Origin of the sequence: Paenibacillus sp. NPDC058898 (assembly GCF_049316025.1) — a bacterium.
Classification (GTDB): Bacteria; Bacillota; Bacilli; order Paenibacillales; family Paenibacillaceae; genus Paenibacillus_AQ.
Genome location: NZ_JBMOSM010000001.1, coordinates 349,322 through 369,974, shown reverse-complemented (window position 1 = coordinate 369,974; position 20,653 = coordinate 349,322). Strand labels below are relative to the sequence as shown.

At 47.7% G+C, this 20,653-nt stretch carries 18 protein-coding genes; 5 read left to right on the top strand and 13 right to left on the bottom strand.

What is annotated here, in order from left to right:
- The first annotated feature begins 472 nt into the window (after positions 1 to 472).
- Genes ACOZB4_RS01540 through ACOZB4_RS01530 form a run of 3 tightly spaced genes read left to right on the top strand, consistent with a single transcriptional unit; the run spans position 473 to position 4,292 of the window.
- Entirely contained in the window at positions 473 to 1,558 is a 1,086-nt protein-coding gene (locus tag ACOZB4_RS01540) for a GerAB/ArcD/ProY family transporter (RefSeq protein ID WP_379405344.1), read from the top strand.
- A 3-nt stretch (positions 1,559 to 1,561) separates the two neighbouring features.
- Positions 1,562 to 3,091, top strand: coding sequence for a spore germination protein (locus tag ACOZB4_RS01535; RefSeq protein WP_379405342.1), 1,530 nt, complete (start codon positions 1,562 to 1,564; stop codon positions 3,089 to 3,091).
- Positions 3,060 to 4,292, top strand: a complete 1,233-nt coding sequence (locus tag ACOZB4_RS01530; RefSeq protein WP_379405340.1) for a Ger(x)C family spore germination protein — start codon at positions 3,060 to 3,062, stop codon at positions 4,290 to 4,292. Before ACOZB4_RS01535 ends, ACOZB4_RS01530 begins: the two co-directional genes overlap by 32 nt.
- A 137-nt stretch (positions 4,293 to 4,429) precedes the next feature.
- Here the strand turns inward: ACOZB4_RS01530 and ACOZB4_RS01525 are convergent, their stop codons facing one another.
- The 11 genes from ACOZB4_RS01525 to ACOZB4_RS01475 form a co-directional block, all read right to left on the bottom strand.
- Positions 4,430 to 4,597, bottom strand: coding sequence for a hypothetical protein (locus ACOZB4_RS01525; protein ID WP_379405338.1), 168 nt, complete (start codon positions 4,595 to 4,597; stop codon positions 4,430 to 4,432).
- Positions 4,598 to 4,755: 158 nt separating this feature from the next.
- Positions 4,756 to 5,946 carry an epoxide hydrolase family protein gene (locus tag ACOZB4_RS01520; RefSeq protein ID WP_379405336.1) on the bottom strand — a complete coding sequence of 397 codons (1,191 nt, stop codon included), beginning with the start codon at positions 5,944 to 5,946 and terminating at the stop codon, positions 4,756 to 4,758.
- Between the two features lie 180 nt (positions 5,947 to 6,126).
- Positions 6,127 to 6,981 (bottom strand): protein phosphatase 2C domain-containing protein, encoded by an 855-nt coding sequence (locus tag ACOZB4_RS01515; protein ID WP_379405334.1) that lies wholly within the window; start codon positions 6,979 to 6,981, stop codon positions 6,127 to 6,129.
- A 41-nt stretch (positions 6,982 to 7,022) separates the two neighbouring features.
- Positions 7,023 to 7,436, bottom strand: a complete 414-nt coding sequence (locus ACOZB4_RS01510) for a DUF4184 family protein (RefSeq protein ID WP_379405332.1) — start codon at positions 7,434 to 7,436, stop codon at positions 7,023 to 7,025.
- 141 nt (positions 7,437 to 7,577) lie between these two features.
- Positions 7,578 to 8,570 (bottom strand): LLM class flavin-dependent oxidoreductase, encoded by a 993-nt coding sequence (locus ACOZB4_RS01505; RefSeq protein ID WP_379405330.1) that lies wholly within the window; start codon positions 8,568 to 8,570, stop codon positions 7,578 to 7,580.
- Between the two features lie 21 nt (positions 8,571 to 8,591).
- Complete coding sequence (locus tag ACOZB4_RS01500; RefSeq protein WP_215161020.1) at positions 8,592 to 9,074, bottom strand: Rrf2 family transcriptional regulator; 483 nt, start codon at positions 9,072 to 9,074, stop codon at positions 8,592 to 8,594.
- A gap of 329 nt (positions 9,075 to 9,403) precedes the next feature.
- The gene (locus ACOZB4_RS01495; RefSeq protein WP_379405328.1) at positions 9,404 to 10,276 is read right to left on the bottom strand and encodes a sugar phosphate isomerase/epimerase family protein; all 873 of its coding nucleotides are present in this window, start codon (positions 10,274 to 10,276) and stop codon (positions 9,404 to 9,406) included.
- A gap of 15 nt (positions 10,277 to 10,291) precedes the next feature.
- A complete protein-coding gene (locus ACOZB4_RS01490; protein ID WP_379405326.1) occupies positions 10,292 to 11,962 on the bottom strand; it encodes an ABC transporter substrate-binding protein in 1,671 nt (556 codons plus the stop codon).
- Positions 11,963 to 11,992: 30 nt separating this feature from the next.
- Positions 11,993 to 12,889, bottom strand: a complete 897-nt coding sequence (locus tag ACOZB4_RS01485) for a carbohydrate ABC transporter permease (protein WP_076323443.1) — start codon at positions 12,887 to 12,889, stop codon at positions 11,993 to 11,995.
- Positions 12,890 to 12,905: 16 nt separating this feature from the next.
- Positions 12,906 to 13,778 carry an ABC transporter permease gene (locus ACOZB4_RS01480; protein ID WP_379405324.1) on the bottom strand — a complete coding sequence of 291 codons (873 nt, stop codon included), beginning with the start codon at positions 13,776 to 13,778 and terminating at the stop codon, positions 12,906 to 12,908.
- Between the two features lie 198 nt (positions 13,779 to 13,976).
- Positions 13,977 to 16,286 (bottom strand): helix-turn-helix domain-containing protein, encoded by a 2,310-nt coding sequence (locus ACOZB4_RS01475; protein ID WP_379405322.1) that lies wholly within the window; start codon positions 16,284 to 16,286, stop codon positions 13,977 to 13,979.
- Between the two features lie 233 nt (positions 16,287 to 16,519).
- Between ACOZB4_RS01475 and ACOZB4_RS01470 the strand changes: the two genes are divergently transcribed.
- Together ACOZB4_RS01470 and ACOZB4_RS01465 are read left to right on the top strand one after the other, a co-directional pair.
- Entirely contained in the window at positions 16,520 to 17,716 is a 1,197-nt protein-coding gene (locus tag ACOZB4_RS01470; RefSeq protein ID WP_379405320.1) for a cytochrome P450 family protein, read from the top strand.
- Between the two features lie 249 nt (positions 17,717 to 17,965).
- Complete coding sequence (locus tag ACOZB4_RS01465; protein WP_379405318.1) at positions 17,966 to 18,268, top strand: cytochrome c oxidase assembly protein; 303 nt, start codon at positions 17,966 to 17,968, stop codon at positions 18,266 to 18,268.
- On the opposite strand, the gene ACOZB4_RS01460 is transcribed toward ACOZB4_RS01465, so the two are convergent.
- Complete coding sequence (locus ACOZB4_RS01460; RefSeq protein WP_379405316.1) at positions 18,265 to 19,197, bottom strand: VanW family protein; 933 nt, start codon at positions 19,195 to 19,197, stop codon at positions 18,265 to 18,267. The two genes, ACOZB4_RS01465 and ACOZB4_RS01460, sit on opposite strands and share 4 nt — an antisense overlap.
- A 176-nt stretch (positions 19,198 to 19,373) precedes the next feature.
- Positions 19,374 to 20,624, bottom strand: a complete 1,251-nt coding sequence (locus ACOZB4_RS01455) for a multidrug effflux MFS transporter (protein ID WP_339273259.1) — start codon at positions 20,622 to 20,624, stop codon at positions 19,374 to 19,376.
- Positions 20,625 to 20,653 lie beyond the last annotated feature (29 nt).

Genomic DNA, 20,653 nt, shown 5'->3' with positions numbered 1-20,653 from the left:
GTTACAATCTTTAGAGGCGATAATTAATCACATTAAATCCAATTTGTTAATGTCATTAATCGATTGCACATTCACCATTCATCGCAATTATTTAATGTCATTAATCATTTTAATTAATCACATTAAATAATTGAGGTCAACGGTATGATTACTGGTTAGAAATCCTTATTTCTTAGAGCAACCCGATTTTCGATGTTTCGCTAATTAGCAGCCCGATGATTTCCCCGGATTATTTCTTGGGTAATCGCAAAAACCACATCCATTCGACAGATACTCCAACAAGTTATGAATGTGAAGGATACTCTCATGTTCCATTCCAAGTGGTGATCCATTTCTCGGCATCGCCCCCTCCGTCCTACACTAATCCGGCAACTCGATGGCTGTACTTCTTCCCCTTATACATAAAATGCGGCAATCGGTGAATACTCACTATATCGATTAGCATGTATTCCCTCACATGGAGATTAGTATAATGCGGACTAGCAAAAAGATATCATTGATCGAGATCTACTTCATCATGCTGTTATCCTTGGGTATCACCAATCATGTTATCCTGATCCCGCTTCTTCTGCAGCACGCGGGCCGCGACGCATGGATGGGCACCCTGCTGACCATGATCCTGCATATTGGCTGGGTCTACATTTTGTTCTTTATCATGAAGCGAACAAAGCAACAATCCATATTCTCCTGGTTCAAAGATGGCTTTGGTCCGGTCATCGGCTGGATATTTTTGAGTATCATGACACTCTATTTCTTTTGGATGTCCATGGTCATATTAAGAGAAACTACGACATGGATTCAGGTCAGCTACCTGCCGCAAACACCCAAAACGGTCGTCTCGCTAACCATTATTTTGCTATGCGTCTATGTGGCAAATAACGGGATTCGCTCGATAGCGATCATATCCGGCATCTTACTCCCCATTGTGTGGGTATTGGGCCACTTTGTAGCCGTGTCGAATCTTCAATACAAGGACTATTCATTGCTGACACCGCTATTCGTGGAAGGTTACACCCCTATGCTCAAGAGCATGATCGTAGCCGGCGGCGGGTTTATGGAGATGATCGTACTGATCTTTCTTCAGCATCACATGAAACGAAAGATGAACTACCTCTCGATTGTCATATTATCTATTCTTCTGGGCGGACTCACGTTGGGACCATTGATGGGAGCTATCGCCGCATTCGGACCTGTTCCCGCCATGGAATCCCGCTATCCCGCATACGAACAGTGGATGCTGGTCACCATTACCAAATATATAACGCATGTCGATTTTCTCGCTTTGTACCAATGGATATCGGGGACATTAATTCGTATTTCTCTGTTCCTGTTTATCATGGCGGACGGTATTTCCTTTAAAAAACCAAAACAGCGCTTTTGGTATTTATTAGGAGTGGGTGTCGCATTGTCTGTCTTCTCCTTAATTCCGGTAATCGATAGACAAATCGAGTTATTCGTTCTGGGCAAATACTCGCTGGCATTCTTAGGCTTTCTTTCCGTGCTGACGCTTTTCATTGCGATTGCAGTAGCATTTAAACCTAAAACAAACGGAGGATAAAAGATGACAAATCACAGACCTCGAAACGGTATGTTCCGCCGAAAATCGAAACAAACCAGGTTTAATGTGGACCGTGAGCCCGCATCCGACACGTTGGATGAGGAATCCCTGCGTTCCATGTTTGCCAATTCCGCGGATGTCGTCATCAAATCTTTCCCGGGAAAGCATGAAGATGCTATTCCCGTATTGCTGCTGTACAGCGAAGGCATGGTTGATTCCAAGGTGATGACCCAATATGTGCTGCCAGATCTGGAAGAAAAACTGAAACACTTCAATGATTGGGAGCCGTTAGCCAGAGAACTGGATAAATCGATGGAATGGAGCAAAATTAAACAGCCTGCCGATGTCGTAAAGTTTCTGTTTGCAGGACGAATGATACTATTTTTTTTAACAGAAAAATGCTTTTATTCCATCGATCTCGCCGCGCGTCCGAATAGACAACCTGAGGAATCCAATACGGAGGTGGCTATCAAAGGGGCGCGAGACGCTTTTACGGAGGATTTAAACATGAACGTGGCACTTGTCCGAAAACGACTTCGCACGGCCACACTCCACAATGAACAAATGATCATCGGCGATCGCAGTCAGACCAGAGTAGCGCTTCTGTATGTTTCCGATATTATACGCCCGGAGATTGTCAATGAGGCTAAAGAGCGTTTAAAAGGGATCAAAGTCGATGCTCTGGTAACCAGCGGTCAGCTGGAGGAGGCGCTTTCCGATTCTACCCTGTCCCTGTTTCCACTTATGGACTACATTGGCAGGCCGGATTTTGTCGTGGAGTGCTTGCTTAAAGGGCGTTTTGCCATTCTTGTGGATGGATCGCCAATGGCATTGATTGCACCATGCAACTTACTGGAATTATTAAAAACACCAGAAGATTCTTATTTCCCTTACCACTTTGTAATCTTTGAGCGACTTCTCAGGTTGTTAGGTCTATCTCTTGCCATTATGCTCCCGGGATTTTGGGTTGCCTTGACATGCTACAACATGGATCAGCTTCCCTTTCTCCTTCTTGCGACCGTCACCGTCTCCAGATTCGGGCTTCCGCTCTCCGCGCCAATGGAGATCTTATTAATGCTGGGCATGTTCGAATTATTCAGGGAGGCTGGGATCAGGCTGCCCAAAGCAGTCGGTCAAACCATTGCTGTCCTGGGCGGTCTGATTATCGGCGATGCTGCCATCCGCGCGGGACTTACGTCACCCACCATGCTGGTTGTATCTGCAACAACCGCAGTTGCGACTTTTACATTAGTCAATCAAACACTAAGCGGGACGGTCAGCATTATTCGTCTATATGTGCTGGTATGGTCTTCCTTGCTAGGCATGCTCGGATTCTTCATCGGAATATTAAGTCTCATTGCCTACCTCTCTGTATTGGAATCCTTCGGTCTTCCGTATCTAGCTCCTCTATCACCATTAACCTACAAGGATCTGTTGAGCTCCCTCTTAAAAAAACCATGGGCTTTCAACAAAAACCGACCGGAAATGCTTCAGACGATAGATGACACATCTGAAGAAAGGGAACCTACATGAGATGACAATTTGCGTCAGAATCATAAAATTAATGTTGTTAATGGTAATTCTAAACCTGTTAACGGGTTGCTGGGACATCAAGGAAATACAAGACATGAATTACATCACAGCCATCGGCATCGATCAGGAGGACGGTGACTTCGTTGTATATACCCAAATGATGGATTTTACATCCGTAGCCAAAACCGAAACCGGAAAGGCGGAAAAGCCATCCCAGGTGTGGACTTCCAAAACAAGGGGTAAAACATTGGACATGGCGATAAACGCCCTGTACGATACCTTACAGGAACGAACCAGTTGGAGCCATATTTCCTGTATTCTACTTAGTGAGAACATTCTGAAATCAAATGTCCTAACCAAACTGGATACCATCGGCCGGTATCAGGAGGTTCGTATGACACCTTGGGTATATGGTACAAAAGACTCCATCGACCAATTGTTTACTGTCCCTGCGTTCTTCAACCTCTCCCAATTGAATACGTTAGCTCATGAACCTACTGAGGAGTTTAAACAAAGATCCTATATCGTACCGATTCGATATTTCGATTTCATGGCGCTGATTACAGAACCAGCCAGCACGGTGTTGCTTCCTAATCTGTCGGTTGATAAAAAGACCTGGAGCTTAAACCAAAAAGATAATCCGAAATTGGTGATTAACGGAGTATTTGCTATATCTAAAGGGGTATCGAATGGCTTATTCACCAATGATAAACTCACAGGCTTGCGTTGGCTGGAAACCGATACGAAACGATCTCACATCCAGATCACGAATAAGCGCGGCGAATATGCAGGGGTCGTGGTATTAACAAATCCCAAAGTTCGCAAAGAATTAGTTGTTGTTAACGGAATGCCCAAATACCGCGTTCATCTGAAGTTAAATGGAAGCGTGGATGAAGCTCTCGATGACATGACCAAGACTGAAATCGAAATACAGGCAGCAGCGGAAGTGCGGGAGGAAATTCTAACTACGTTTAAAAACGGGGTTGCTTCAAAAACGGACCTATTCAGCTTGGAGCACGTATTGTTCAGGAAGGACTCCAAGCTTTGGAAAAAAATCAATCAGTCCTCTGCCCAACCGATTGAAGCAGGCGCACTGGAAACCGTTCATGTTGAAGTCCATCTGGATCACGCCGGCATGAAATTGCTCCCTCATCATTATGGTCCGATTACGCCTACGACCAAAAACGAAGTAGACTCCTAACTCTCTGCCATAAAAGAATCCATGACAAAGGCAGCCTGTTCTAATGATCAGAACGGCTGCCTTCATATTGAAGCAGAACTTCGATATGTCATATATGTTAAACGTTTATGGAGGTTGGTTTATCAAAACCCACTTGGTTATACGACAACTTCAACGCCTTCATCCTCGAACAAATCATCATAAGCAACGTAGAGGCCTATAGCCGAGGCAATTAATATTAAAATGGCTGCAATAAACGCCAATTGTTTAACCGTCGCTTTTTTGGAATTTCCTTGTCTGCGTTTTCTTTGCGTTCCTTGGCCCATACTACATACCTCCCGCTTCCATGCCATCACCATAAAATATGAAATGGACATGAAAATGTTGTTAGGCAAAGCATGCTTATATCGTTTTCGTGATACCGGTGGTCACGGTAAGTTTGCTCCCAGTGGTTCGACTACTATCTTTAGTCGATCACAGAAGATCAGCAAAGTTTGCTGAAAAATGCTCTTATATCCTCTATAAGTGATTTCGGGTCTGCCATGGCAACCATATGACTGCCACTCTCTCGATTCGACCAGTGGATAATGTTGTTCTTGGTTTCAGCAATACGCCGGAATACAGAACCTCCCCCATGGGAAACCCCTGTCGGTACTTTCATCTGATTTGTTGGCATCCCAGCTGCTCCTTCATAATAGGTCCAGGACGAGGAAGCAGCTGTCTGCGTGAACCAATAAACGCCTGCGTTAGTGAGCAGCAGATCTTTATGGATCGGTTCTTGAGGAATCTCTTCCGTGTTGTTGGGCCATCCGTCAAATTCTTTAAACCGCTCAACAAGGTAAGCAAGTCCTGCCACCGGTGAGTCAAGAAGCCCATAACTTAGTGTTTGCGGCCGGTTGGTCAGATAAGGTGCATAACCACTCCCTCCCGCAAACAGCTCGGTTAGATGGGAGATTTCGGCCATTTCCTCCTCACGGAGCCCGTCCAATTCGCTCGGATCTCCCATTGGGATACCTAGCCCTCCTGTAATATGAACACCAATCACATGCTCAGCGTCAAGGATAGCCAACTCGGGGGAAACTAGTGCACCAGCATCATTGCCATGGGCACCGTAACGATCATAACCGAGCCTGCGCATCAATTCGGCCCAAACTCGGGCAACGCGTTGGATGCTCCACGGTGTCTCATCTGCCGGCTCCGGAAAAGTGGAAAAGGCGAACCCTGGAAGTGAAGGTGCCACGATATGGAACGCCATGCTTGGATCTCCACCGTATGCTCTTGGATTGGATAATGGTCCAATGATATTCATGAATTCAACAATGGAATTTGGCCAACTATGCGTCATGATCAACGGTAGGGCATGAGGCTCGGGAGATCGTACATGAAGAAAGTGGATCTGCTGACCCTCAATGTCCGTTATAAACTGCGGAAATGCATTGAGTTTTCGCTCATGCTCACGCCAGTCATATTCATTCTGCCAGTATTCCACCAGCTCTTTAAGGTATAGGGCAGGAATGCCCCGACTCCAACCACCTCCAGGTAATTGGGAAGGCCACCGAGTTTGGGCAATACGAGTCTGCAAATCGTCAATGTCCTTTTGAGGTACGTGAATGTGGAAGGGACGCACGGAAGTTTCAGAACCCTGGTACTTGATATCAGCTTGATCATGAGTCATAGATTTACCTCGCTCTCGAGTTTTATTTCATGATAAAAGCAAAACACTGACGACAATGTGTCAGTGTTTCCTAAAAAGATCTCTCATATGGTGAGGGTGCCCCATTATCCCGCAATAAAAAAACAACCCGTGATATACACGGGTTCTGGTAGGTAATTAATGTTTTTATCGATTGACCATCTATGGGTTGTTAAAGTGAAGCACCATGCCTGTTTTGTCATCGGATTTTTTGAATCTTGCATGTTTTAAGCACTCAGGGTCAGCCTCTTCGATCTCTATTAATTCGCGCGCATACTGCTCAACGCCCGTTTCGAGTATACGCTGTGCGACATGTTCCCAGTAAGAACGATGACTCGGCACATCCTTGGTAGGCCAAAACAAACCATCCGATAATATGATTACGTGCTTCAATCGTGACCTGTTGATCTTTCCGTATTCGAGAAAATGGGCGGCGTGGGCTTCCCCGTTTAATACGCCATAGCCTCCATTCGTGTTACTCTGAAAGCGATTCTCCCTGATGATATCAATCACCGTCCCGTGGAGGTCTTTTTGATTGGACAATCCCTTTTTCACGCCCTCCTCCCATTTTGCGATCGCCGGAGATTCTAAATGAGCGACTTGCCTCCAGGTTAACGGGCGAACCTCCCCATCTTGGTATACGGCAAGAATCATGCAGTCGCCTGTCTGAATAAATTCCACTCGGTCCTCTTGAATTTGAACAAGAGCAAGGGCAGTACCCCAGAGGCCATCTTTTTTCTTCATATTAATATTCGCTTGCAGCATAAGTTCTCTTAGCTTTTGGTTTGCTGCCGCAATATGCTCCGTAAGCTGTTCAACTCGGTCCAGTGATTCGAAGTAGTTCTTCACGGTTTGAGCAGCGATGTATCCTCCGGTTTCCTTCTTGTCGCTGAGGTATGGGACGATAGATGAAACCCCATCTAACACGCCATACAATGAGGCCCGCTCATTTATGACAAGTGCATCTTCATTTAAAAAGTGGATTCCCCTATGCGTGAATTGCTCAACGGTTAACATAACGATCCTCCTGTCGATTCCTATTCGATTTACTAGATTTGCTATCTGCCCCTTGCAGCCTGCCAAAAGACAAGACACGTTACAAGTATTGCAAGCATGAATCTGCTGATGGCCGGAACGACAAGCTGTAATACAAACGTCATCCCTTCACCATCAACAACCGTCATCATGGCCATGAGCATAACCAGAATGTAGATCACCATATATACACACCAAAAAGGTAGAACCGGATACGAATGATCTCTTTGCGTTGATGCTACATACAAGTGGCGATGAATCCTGCATAAGATCAGGATCAACCCCAACAGACTACTGCCATGCTGACATAATTTATACACCGGAATTTGTACGGGGCCGATATGTATCAATTGGGTGAGGAAGGGAATCTGATTGAGCAGCGATTTCTTCTTCCACCAAGGCATCGTGATGACGGGATGAGCGAATGTAAACGGCATAAGATCTCCTAACTGCTGCGAACGATGGCAATAGCTAGTTTTTTACTATTCTAACAGATTCGCTCTCGTAAGGGATGAAGATAATTTCACCTTTATAAAAAGGGACAGGCATTTGCCTATCCCTTCACCTACTTTATTGAATTAAAGCAGCTCGCGTGCAAGCAGGCGATAAACCTCCAGCCGCTTTTCCTGCGAATGCGGAATGCTGCATATCATCGCTTCCTGGAATCCGTAGTGCGCTTGCTCTTCCTGTAAGCGTGCCGCGATATCCTTTACCGCTCCCACAAGATGAATCTTGCGGCCTTCCTGAATAGCCATCCGGTCGATTTCCGTTAAGGACACATTCTGAGCTTCTTCGGGCGTCAGCACCTGCGTAATCCGGCCCTTGCTCATCATCAATCGGAAAATATCCTGCGGCAGCGCTTCATACTCGGCTTCTTCCTTCGTTTCGGCCGTTGTCACCATATAGGATACGTTAATCTCCGGCTTTTTCATGAATATGGATGGCTGGTAGTTATCGCGGTAATGATCTAATATCTCGTTGCTCATCGCTCCGTTAAAGAATTGCGCGAAGGAGTACCCGACCCCCATCTGAGCCGCTTTTAAGGCACTGTTGCCGCTGGAACCGAGCAGCCACACTTCCGGCAGGGCAACTTCGGTTGGAGCAGCGGCGTTTTTAGCATACAGCTCATCTTCCGGGACCTCATCACGAAGGAGCTGCATGGTTACGGCCAGCTTATCATACATGTTATGAAGCATCAGCTGCCGCCCTTCAGACAAAGCGTACATCGCACTTGTATCACCGCCTGGCGCTCGTCCTACACCGAAATCAATCCTGCCCGGAGTAAAAGCGCTTAACGTCTTAAACACTTCCGCGAGTTTTAGGGGAGAATAATGCATCATCATGACGCCGCCGGTACCGATGCGAATCCGATCGGTTTTTGCCGCAAGCCGGGCTGCCGTCACTTCGGGTGCGGAGCTGGCAAAGGTATTTCCCCCATGATGCTCGGCCATCCACATTCGGCTGTATCCCAATTCATCTGCCAGAATAGCCAGTTCTTCCGCTTTTTTCAAGGCGCCTTCCGCTGTGTTGCCGCTTGTTACGGGTGCCTGATCCAATACGCTTAGTCTCATGAAATTTCATCCCTTCCTCGGTTAGATGACCATTTTGTTGTTGATCCATTCCTCTAAAGCCGCAACCTTATCCTTAAAGCGTTCACCGCACATCTCCTCTGACAGCGAAGCAATGGTCTCCCGCTTTAATACAGCCTTCCAGGAAGATTCCGCTTCCTCCATTAAATCGGATAACAGACAGCAACTCTCTTCTTTTTCCAAATCCAGCATGTCTACCAGAATTCCGTTGCATGAATAGAGGGACTGCTGTCCTTCCACCGCGAGGTATACGTCGTATACACGGATATCCTCCGGTTTCTTTTTTAATCTAAAACCGCCCTTGATACCGGGTACTGATGTGATGATGTCTGCTGTTACCAGCTTCCTTAACAGTTTCTGAAAATAGGTTGCCGATGTACCCAACTGCTGGCTAATCGCTTCCCCGGGCAGTACCGCCTTGTCCGGCAACATATTCAATAGAACCAGGGCATACACCGACTGTTCCACGCCGGTTTTCATATGCATCTAACAGCACCTCAATTCACGAAAATATCGGTTCGTTCGTAATCTAAACTACATACGCATCTATCCATTCACGATTAAAGCGGATAATCAATATCCACGTTATATCTTATATGAATTCGAACCGAATGTAAAATCATTGCCAATCTGATGCAATGAGGAAAACAACCAATCTATATCCAAGTGCCAAGTCATTAGTTCATATGATGAAATAAACGCCTCTAACTCAAGGTCTCATAAAACAAAAAAGTCGCGCTTAGCGCGACTTTCAGGCTGTTCTGTTATTCCATGTATATTTCGCTATGAGCATATAATTTCCGTAACGCAACCACCTATGCTTCGTCCCACAACCGCTTCAGATTGTCCAGACCCAGCCGGGTTCCTTCCCGGCATTCTTCCATACCTTCGAATTCCAGCGTAATATCTCCGTCATAACCTTCAGTCTTAATGAGACGCAAAATCCTGCGCACATCGAGATCTCCTTGGCCAAAGATCGAGCCTCGGAGGTAATTGCCATGGGATGTTCTGAACCACTTTCCCCCGCCCGGGTCCTGATCAAACGGACGATAATAGAAGTCTTTCACATGGATGAGCGAGGCAAACGGTAAATTTCGTTTCACACCAACAAGCGGCTGCTCGTCAACGCATAGAAAGTTCCCGATATCCAGTGTCGTCTTGAAGTTCGGGCGGTCGACCGCCTGAAGCACACGCTGTACACGATCGCTCGCCTGTACGCTCACGCCATGGTTCTCGATTGTTGTCGTAATACCATAAAAGTCTGCGTAATCTGCTATGAGCCGACATCCTTCCACAATCATATCCAGATGGGTTTCCACATAATCAATGCCCATCTTCTCCGGCGGCAGCGTGAACGCCGTCACGTCATGACGCATATGCTTCATTCCTAACCGATTCACCGTATCCACATGGCGCTTGATCCGCTCGACCTCCGTCTCGAAGGCGTCCCGGCTCTCCTGGACAAAATTAGCGGGCATCGAATAGTTGGATAACGCGATGCCGACTTTCGCCGCCCGCTCACGGACCTCATCGGCAAGCCCGGGATTGTCCTCCAGCGTAAATCCGTAGGGCACGATCTCCATGTGCTGCCCGCCGTTCTCCGCTATCCAATCCACCACATCCAGCACCGTCATCTCTCCTGCACGGATAGCGGGCAGCAAACTGTAGGTGCTTACGCCAACTCTCATCCTGCAATCCCTCCTTTATTTGCTTCTTCCATCATACGCTTCCTGATAAATTTCCAGATAGCGGGCTACGTTCATTGCTTCCAATTGCTTAACGTAACCATCCCAGTCCTTATCCAGATCGGCATCGCCGATCACGAAGCGGGCCATCATTTCGTCAACATAATCATTGATTGTCTTGGACAGATCCGCTACCTCGGACGCCTGCTCGTTCGTTAGAAATAACGGCGGCACGGTGCTGACATCCGTTGGTTTGTAAGGTTCGTATTTATTTTTCGTTTCATTGTACAGAATGACTTCCAGATCGTCGTCTCCTTTGGCAACGGCGCTCAGGCGGAAATCATTCGTCCGCAGACTCGGACCGGTTTGAATCCAGGCTATATTCTGTACCGTGCCGTAAGACTTCAGCTCTGACCAGACCGCGGGCTCTCCGTTGATGCCGATCTCTCCGTCCTTTGCTTCCCGCCATTCCTCGTCCGGGCGACCATACACGCTTCGCAGCGTATGCTCCCGTTCGTACAACCCATCCGCCCATCGCAGGGCAAGCTCAGGATGCTTGGCCTTCTTCGTGATGACAAAGGCACCCGGATTCAATCCGGTGGAATCCAGAGCAGCATAGCGAACTCCGTTCGGTCCTTTGAGCGGCGGTACCGTCTTATATTCCAACCATCTTCCGCTTTCGCCGAGGAGTTGGGTAAATATACCCTGGTGCCCGCCGGTTGAAGCGCCAAGAAGTACGTTATCGGGGTTCTCGCCGATCTGGATCAGCTGATTGTCATCCTGCGTGAATGACTCCGGAGCGAGCAGCCCCTCAGCGTACAGCTTATTCATGTACCGCAAGCCTTCCCTCCACTCCGGTTTGTTGAAGGCGACGTCAAGCTTATCGTCTTTTATGAATATATGCTTGTAACTTGAGCCGTAAACCGGATTATAGATGAAGGAGTTCAACAGGAACGCATCAATGGAAGAGCTCCAGGATTTCGGTGAAATCGACAACGGAATTTCATCCTGGACGCCATTCCCGTTCGGGTCTTGTTCTTTAAAAGCTTTCAGCACCTCGTACAACTCATCCGTGGTTTCCGGCATCTCAAGATTGAGTTTCTTCAGCCAAGGCTCGTATATCCACATTTTCTGGCTCATGGAACAGTGGTAGCATTCATTCACTTCCGGAAGCGCATAAATATTGCCGTCCAGCGCCGTTATTGTGGATTGGATCTCCGGGTTATCCTGGAATATTTTCTTCGTATTCGGCCCCTGCTTCTCAATCAAATCATTCAACGGAAGAAAGGCGCCTTGCGAGCCGTATATCATCTGCTGCGCCGGCGAAATATTTAAACCCATAATGACGTCTGGATAATCCTCGCTGGCAAGAACGAGATTCAGCTTCTCCTGCATGCTCTGCTCCGGAACGACCTCCCACTCGATGTGCACATTCGTTTTTTCTTCATACCATTTGGTGAATTCATTCGTTTCGAAATTCTCGACCAGCGGATTTCCCCGCACCATCACCTTTAACGTGGTTTTCTCTTGAACCAGCGGATAGGTCCACGGTGCGGATAAGGCGATAGGCTCGGTACCCACATTTGGCGTCTCATCCGAGCCCTTCGGGCTCTGTGAACCCGTACAACCTGCAAGAAGGATACTGAATGCGGTGAATGCCCCCATGATCACCCGTGTTCTTTTTCTCATAACGTCCCGCCCTCCTGAAATATGGATGTTTTATCCCTTTAATGATCCGATCATGACCCCTTTGACAAAAAATTTCTGCAAAAACGGATATACGATCAACAGCGGTACCGAGGTCACCACGATCAGCGAATATTTCAGCAGCTCCCGCAGCCCTTGCCGGGCCGCAGCGGTTTTGGCATCGCCGAGCATTTCGATATTCACCTCGTTCTGCACCAGAATATCACGAAGCACGAGCTGGAGCGGGTACAAATCCGCGCTCTTCAAATAAATCATCGCGTTGAAATATTGATTCCAGTGTCCAACGGCATAGAACAAGGCAATGACAGCCAAGATCGGACCCGAAAGAGGCAGCACGATGCGCCACAGGAAGCGAAAATCCGTACAGCCGTCCAGCTGTGAAGCCTCCAGCAGTTCCTGCGGGATGGTCGTCTGGAAATACGTGCGCATGATGATGACATTCCACACCGACAGCGCCCCCGGAATCAGCATCGACCATATCGTGTCAATCATGCCGAGATCCTTCACCAGCAGGTAGGTCGGGATCAACCCTCCATTAAATAGCATCGTGAACACGAACAGCAGCATGAACATGTTTCTACCCCGAAAATCTTTGCGTGACAACGGGTATGCTGCCATGACGGACAGAATGAGATTGATCATCGTGCCTGCCAGCGTATAGAACAGCGTGTTCATAAAGCCTTTGGCAACCATCGTATTTTTGAATACCGCACGGTAGCCTTCGAGGGTCGGTTCGACGGGCCACAGCCATACCTTTCCCGACAAGACCGCGCTGCTGGAACTGAATGAGGCGCTGACTACATATATCAGCGGATACAACACAATGATTAGGAAAACGGATAACATCGCGTAGTTGACCACCGTAAAAACGCGATCCGAGCCGGATTCCTTCATGGCAGGTGATTGCATACAAGTCCCCCCTTCCTTACCATAGACTCTCCTGCTTCAGCTTTTTGGCCGTTTGGTTCACGATCAACAGCAGCACGAAACCGATGATCGCTTTAAACAACCCAATCGCCGTGGCATATGAAAAATTCATTGCTTGGGATACCAATCCCACCTTGTACACGTACGTGTCAATGACTTCGGATGAACGCAAATTCAGTGCATTCTGCATTAACAGAATTTTTTCGAAGCCGGTCTCGAGCATTTGCCCCGTACTCAGAATGAGTAAAATCATGGCGATGGGCATGATGCCCGGGAGATCAATGTGGCGCATCCGCTGCATCTTCGTGGCTCCATCCATGACGGCTGCTTCATGGAGAGCCGGATCAATCCCTGAAAGCGTTGCCAAAAAAATGATGCAGGAAAACCCGACATTCTGCCAAATATGGGACCATACATAGATCGACTGAAACCAGGAGGCCTCCGCCATGAAATGAAACGGACCCAGGCCGATCCAGCCGAGCATCGTATTGATGAGTCCCGTTCTTGGATCCATAAACTGCAGCATCAAGCCCACCAGCACGACCAGAGAGATGAAATAAGGCGCGTATGTAACCATTTGGACGGTGTTCTTGAAGCGCCGGTTCCTTACATAATTCAGTCCAAGTGCAAGCATAATGGGAAACGGGAAACTGGCTATCAGTGTGTACAAGCTGATGGAGAACGTATTCTTCAGCAATCGCCAGAATTCATGCGATTCAAAGAAGCGTTCGAACTGGGCAAATCCTACCCATGGACTTCCGTTGATCCCCTTCGTGACGTTGAACTCTTTAAACGCAATTTGCGCGCCGTACATCGGCACATACTTGAAAATAATGATGTACAGCAGCGGAAGAAAAAAAAGCGCATACAACTGCCAGCTACGGATGATGCTCTTCCAGCCACTCAGCGGCTACCACTCCAATCTTCAATGGATTCGTCCCGGGTGCGGTCCGTGATTGGAGTATATACAGCTGCGTGGATCAGCGTAAATCTTCATGTTTCCGGTCGATTATTCAGAATTTTAGAATGGGCTGTTATTCATCAATCATGCACTGTGCATTTCTTTAGATTAAGCATGTTCTTCTGCGCGTTGAAGACGTCTATACTCGGTCGCGCTAATGCCGTTTACCCGTTTAAACGCACGGCTGAAGGTGTTGAGTGAGAGATAGCCAACAGAAGCAGCAATGTCACTTACCGGTCTGTCGCTTGACGCCAATTCCCGCTTCGCCTCATCCATTCGGAGTTGCTCCAGATAGTCCGAGAAATTCAAGCCTGTTTGCTCCTTAAAGAAGTAAGATACATAAGCCTCAGAGGTGCGTGTTTCCCGGGCGAGCGCGGTTAAACTCAAATCACTTTCCCCATAGTGCCTCTCGATATAGGTAAGCAGTCGGCTCGTTAAATGGTCATTATGGCTCTTCTTCCTCTCCTCGTTTTTCCGACAGAGCCGAATAAAAGCAGCATAGAGTATGTTCATGGCTTCGGCTGGGGGCAGAACCGGATTTAATGCTCGGATGACGGCTTCCATTTCCTCCTTTCTGCCGCTTCCATCTTTCTCTGTGGGTTCGCAGCATTTCATTAAGGTACCGCTAAGTTCCTGGGCAAGGAGCTTCTCCACGGCCATCGGCAATTGCCGCTCCGACCTGTTCTTCTCCTTGATCTGCAGCAGCAACTGCTGCGTCTGATCCACATTGCCTGCCTTCACAAGCTGGATCAACCTCATCTCTTCATCGGCCGGGTAATAATAGGAGAAGGCCGGCGTTTCCATCTCAGCATGATATAAGATAGGAGCCTTCTCGCTCCATCCTGCATGATGAAGCACAAACCTGGCCTCCCCGTAGGAACGGTATAACTCAGCAATGCTGGACTGGCACTCGCCTACAGCCATATACAGGCCTGTATCTGAGATTCCGCTCAATTGCTCGTAAATTACCCGTATATTCGCTCGCATCTGTGTCATAAAATCCGCATTGTCTACTGCCGTTCCCGACAGGATCAGGACCAATTGGTTTTCACCAAAATCATGCAGCAGCACCTCCTCCCCGCATAATGCTTGAAGCCGGTCGCGGAGGTTGATTTTTACAATATCGAGCTCCATCAGCATCTCTTCCATAAACGGCTCCTGATATCCCCGAATATGAAGAAGCGCAACCGCATGATGAGATCCCCGAAGCTGGACTTGTGCGTGTTCCATGGCAGCCTCTATCTCCTGCATCGACGTGAAGCTACCCTTCAGAAGCCTGTCAACCACGACATTTCGCAGCATCGGAATCTGCTCTTCCAACCGTTCCTTCAGCGTATCATGACTTTCAATCAGCTCGGACACGGAATGTCCGATATAATCAACCGCGTTACGAGAAACCACATGTTTTGCATCCCGTGAGGATGACGGCAGAAGCTGGAGGATCTTAAGGAGTGGTCTGCTGCTTCGATATGCAAAATAGCCGGCGATCCCAAACCCCAGCAGAAGAGCTGTCATAAAGATCGTCAATGTCAGCTGTTTAATATAATTCACCTTTTGCAGCACCACGGATTTCGGTTGAGCGGATACATAGCTCCAGCCATTGTATTTGGACGTGGATTGCGTCACCAGCATTTCCTGTCCGCCCAATTGGATATGGGAGTAGCCCCCTCGTTTGGGAAGCGCTTTCACAATATCCGGTTCTTTCAAACCTATGGAACTGATCAAGTTGCCGTTCTGATCCGCTATGTAGGCAAAACCCTCTTGTTCCGGATCGACTTTGCGAAGCATGTCCTGAATCTGCATGTTGTTAATCAGTACAGTAACAACCCCGCTGCTCATTTTATTCCCGAAGGATTGCATATAGCTGACAACCGAGTAAGGTTTGCCTTCATATACGACCGAACGGCCCGGGGCATACGTTTTATAATGATACTGCCCAAACAGAGCTTGCTTCCACTCGCTTAATGACTGGTCGTCATAGTGCAGTTGCAAACGATAATACTGGTCCGCCGTATACACCTTACGAGGTGAGACGATCATGTTGCTGTTCCTGTAAGCAATGTAATAATCCAATATGAAATGATTGAACAATTTGTAATTAAACAAACTCTTTTCCAAATCCCATAGACGGTAAGGACCTGTTCCGACAAACGGTTCTTTCTCAAATTGAAAAGACAGCACCTTCGATTCGCTCGACATCTGCCGTGCCATGTTCTCGATTTCAGCAAATCTCTGATCCAGCGCTTCCTGGATTTGCTGCAGAGCGGCGGAGGTGCTTCTTACCGTCTCGCTTTCGATAAGACCTGCAGTCTTCCCATAAGCAAACCATCCAACCAATAGAGAGCCCACCAAAATGACAGCATACGGTATAAAAAATCGAACCAGCAGCGCTGCCTTCTCCCCGGAAACGGATTTCACCGCTTTAATCCCCCTTTCATCCCTTCAGATATGATCCAATATAACAAAGAAAACGACATATAGTCAGTAGACCAAAAGGCACTCTTTAGAGTCAATCTTGAACACCATTTCCATCACAAGTTTGATAAAAACAATCATTTGGAGACTGTCGGCATTTCATCCGTAAATTGGTTATCTCCTTCTCCTTCCCTTATACTGGATAGGAAACTATCATTTTCGAGAGGAGACCCTATATGACAAATGTGAACGAATCTCTGAAAAATGCATTGTTTACGAAGGAATTTACCCATAACCCTTATCCTGTATACGAGAAATTGAGGCAAAGCGATCCCATACTGAATCTGCAATTTCCTGATGGACGTTTCGGCTGGCTGATCAGCAATTACGAGGAAGCTATTGAAGCGCTCAAGGATGTCCGATTTAGTAAAGACGTCGCTAAAGCAATGGGGCAGGAACAGACCAGCGTGTTCAGCACTAATATGCTGTTCTCCGATCCGCCGGATCACAAACGGCTTCGCGGATTAGTCCAAAAGGGCTTTACTCCGCAGCGAATTGCGGATATGCGGGACCATATTCAAGAGATCGCGGACAACCTGCTGGATGCTGTCTCCTCCAAAGAAACCATAAATCTCATTGATGAATATGCGTTCAAACTTCCTATTATCGTGATAAGTGAAATCCTTGGCGTGCCTACGGAGGACCAAGAAAAGTTTCGGATATGGTCCAACTCCATCATCGGCGCTTCCAACCAGGAAATGAACGAGCAAGTCGTCCAGCATATGAATGAATTTATCGCTTATTTGAAGGATTGGTTTGCCAAGGTTCGCGAGCAGCCGGGCGATGATATGATCAGTCAGCTTGTCATTGCCGAGAATCAGGGTGATCGCTTATCCGAACAGGAGTTATATGGCGTCGTCACCCTGATGATCATAGCTGGTCATGAAACGACGGTAAACCTGATCGGTAATGGTGTGCTTGCCTTATTGGAGCATCCCGAACAACGCAAGCTTCTGCAGGAACAACCCGAACTCATTCATGGTGCGATTGAGGAAATGCTTCGCTACAACGGTCCCGTTGAATTCAGCACCTCCCGCTTCGCGGCGGAGGATATGGATTTTCATGGTGTTCATATGAAGAAAGGCGACTTGGTTGTCATCGCTTTGAACTCCGCTAATCGGGATGCCTCACAATTTAAGGACCCGGATATCTTTGATATTACCCGGGAGAAGAGCCAGCATTTAGCCTTTGGCAAAGGGATTCATCTCTGCCTGGGAGCTCCCCTTGCCAGACTGGAGGGTGAAATCGCAATCAACACGCTGCTCCACCGCTACCCCAACTTTGAGCTGCAGCGGGACATCGATGAGCTTGAATGGAGACCCGGTATGATTGTCCGCGGTGTGAAGGAAATTCCGATTTCACTTCATGCCTAATGTGCAACAACATGAATGACTTCTTCCATGAAAAAGGCGAATCCCTAACAGGATTCGCCTTTTGACTATGTTGCAGCCTTATTGGTTACATATTAAATATTATGTAAACTAAACTTCATTATATTAACATGAATCCCTTAGTTCATATGCCGGAGTGAATAATAGTTAATTCCACCCTTTTTATCCAAACGGCATCACTGTATTCTATTTAAAAGCCCATTTCGAGGAGGACTTATGTTATGAGACGTATTGGTATCATCGGCTGCGGTACCGGTTTCTTTGCTCTATGTGGATGTGGCTCCGCATCGTCTCAGCTTTGAGACTCGTGCGATCATCCTGATGATCGCCATGGCCGGGCATGGGATACTCTCCAAATACATATATGCCTATCCGCCAGACGGCGTCTCTTCGGAACAGGCCGAGCTGGGCGGAATGCTGATGTATTACGGCGGCGAAGCGATTGATCTCTTTCTAGTGTATTGGCTGTGTATGCAATGGTATAAGTCAGTACGCCCGCGACCTGCTGCATCCATGCTCCAAACCTTGGATTAATCACCGTTAACCGGATTATGATTGGTGTCACTCGTCTCCTGCGGCAGCACGTTGGATATGCTCGGTACATTACGCGGCTTATATTCAATGAGTTCAGAAGAGTAGATGGCAACGGTCATTCTTCCCCCATTACCGAATGCGCGGATGAGGATGGGCTGATTATATGCGTTCTGAAAAACAAAATCAGGTCCTCCCCAGCTCACCGTAGCATCGCGCCCCGGCAGCACATAAGGTACGTTCCGGCTGTGAGAGTATCGCTTTACAATCTGCAAGCCTGCACGGTCAATAGCATTATACAGTGTGGAAGAGACCTGACAGATCCCTCCCCCCACCCCCTCCGATAATTCGCCTCTGACAATAACGCCAGCACGTTTGTACCCTCTGTCCACCGTTCTAATGCCAACCACCTGATTAAAAGAGAAGGTTTCTCCGGGAAACACGACTGCACTGTCAATCGCCTGAGCGGCTAACGCGATATTATGGGAACGATTTTTGTTGTTGGAATTAAAATAGGTGACATAGTAACCTATCGGCTTCACCCGAAGGGAGGCCAAAAGTTCCGTATCCACCTTCGGATAAATCGGATACCTCGGGGCTTCGACGGTAGCGCCCCCAGTGCCGTACCAATAGGAATAATATTGCTCCAGCAGTTTGCGTCGATCCAGTCTATGACCATTCTGCCCGGGAATGATTTGACCATTGCTGCCAATCCGGGCGTTCCGGGCTTCCATATAGGTTTTCCGATCAAGCGCATCTACCCATTGATTGTATTTATCCATATCCAGCAGTGGGAAAACATCAAGCGCATGGTCACTTCGGCTCACGCTTGCCATGACTTTGCCTTCTTGCGTTATCATTAAATCGCTGTTATCCGGTTCATCCCCTTGCAGGAGCATAAACAATAGACCAAGGGCTGACATCCATCTCAAGCTGGTTCACCTGCTTTATCGTTGTGTTTTTCTCTAGTGGCGTTTACGTGATATGTCCGGTTTCGTTTACTCTCTGGTATTATGATTGCATTACAGGTAATTCATTCAAATTGTTTTATAAACAAAAGAAACCCTCACCATGAAGTGTGGGTTTCTTTTGTATGTTATGACTTATTTTACAAGGACACTGGCGTCTCTTTCCTATGACTAAAGGGCATAACAAGGAACAAAAACGAGCTTACGGCCAGCAATTCTGCAATCCCGATGACCGTTCCCATTGGGACAGCAGTAGTTCCGTCTCCCAGGCCTACAAGTGGACTTGCGGCTGCACCTAATAACAATGGCAGTAATCCAAGAAGTGCGGACGCACTGCCTGAAGTGTGGGCTGCTTGCTTCTGCATCGCCAGTGACGTAGTCGTTGCACTGACCATGCCGACGGCAGAAACAATCAGGAACAGCATCGGTGCAATCAGCAGCAATCCGCCGCCAAGCCATGTGATCGCGAACAGTGAAGTGCCGCCAAAGGCCGCAATGACAAGACCCGTTGTCAACAATTTGGTTTCCCCTGTGCGGGAGGCCAATCTGCCCGTAATTTGAGAGAACAGGACAATGCCAACCCCATTAACGGCAAAGAACAGACTGTACATTTGAGGGGATACGCCAAAGATATCCTGCAGCACGAAAGGTGACCCCGAGATATACGCAAACATCGCGGCGGATACGAACGCTTGAGAAAGCGCATAGCCGACAAATACGCGGTCCCGAACCAGCGTGCCGAAGGTACGGAATGTTTGTTTAATCCCTCCGCTTGCCCTTTTCTCCCGAGTGAGCGTTTCTGGAAGACCAAACCATACAGCAAGCAGCATCAGCAATCCAATTAGGAACAGGACGACAAAAACTCCGCGCCAAGAGACGAAATTAAGGATAAACGCCCCGAATACAGGAGCGATAATAGGTGCCAATCCATTAATCAGCATCAGCAAAGTAAAAAATTTGGTCAGCTCCGAACCGGTATATAAATCCCGGACGACAGCCCTGGATATGACGATACCGGCTGCTCCACTTGCTCCCTGCACGAATCGAAGCGCAACCAGAACCCATATCGTTGGAGCAAACGCGCACAGCAAGGAGGTAATCGAATAAATAATCAAGGATATAATAAGCGGTGCTTTTCTCCCCCGGATATCGCTGAGCGGGCCTGCTACAAGCTGTCCCAGAGCAAGACCAAGTAAAAAAGCCGTCAGGCTTAATTGGGCCAACGATGCTGGTGATCCCAAACTTTCGGAGAGCTTCGGCAGTGCAGGTAAATACATATCAACGGAAAGTGGCCCGAAAGCCGAAAGAGATCCGAGAATCAAGGCAAACTGAAGCCTCTTCCTGCGAGTTAGAACCATGGCTGAACCGGCTTCATTTGTGGACATCGACATACGATCTGTTACTTCCTTTCCTGCAACAC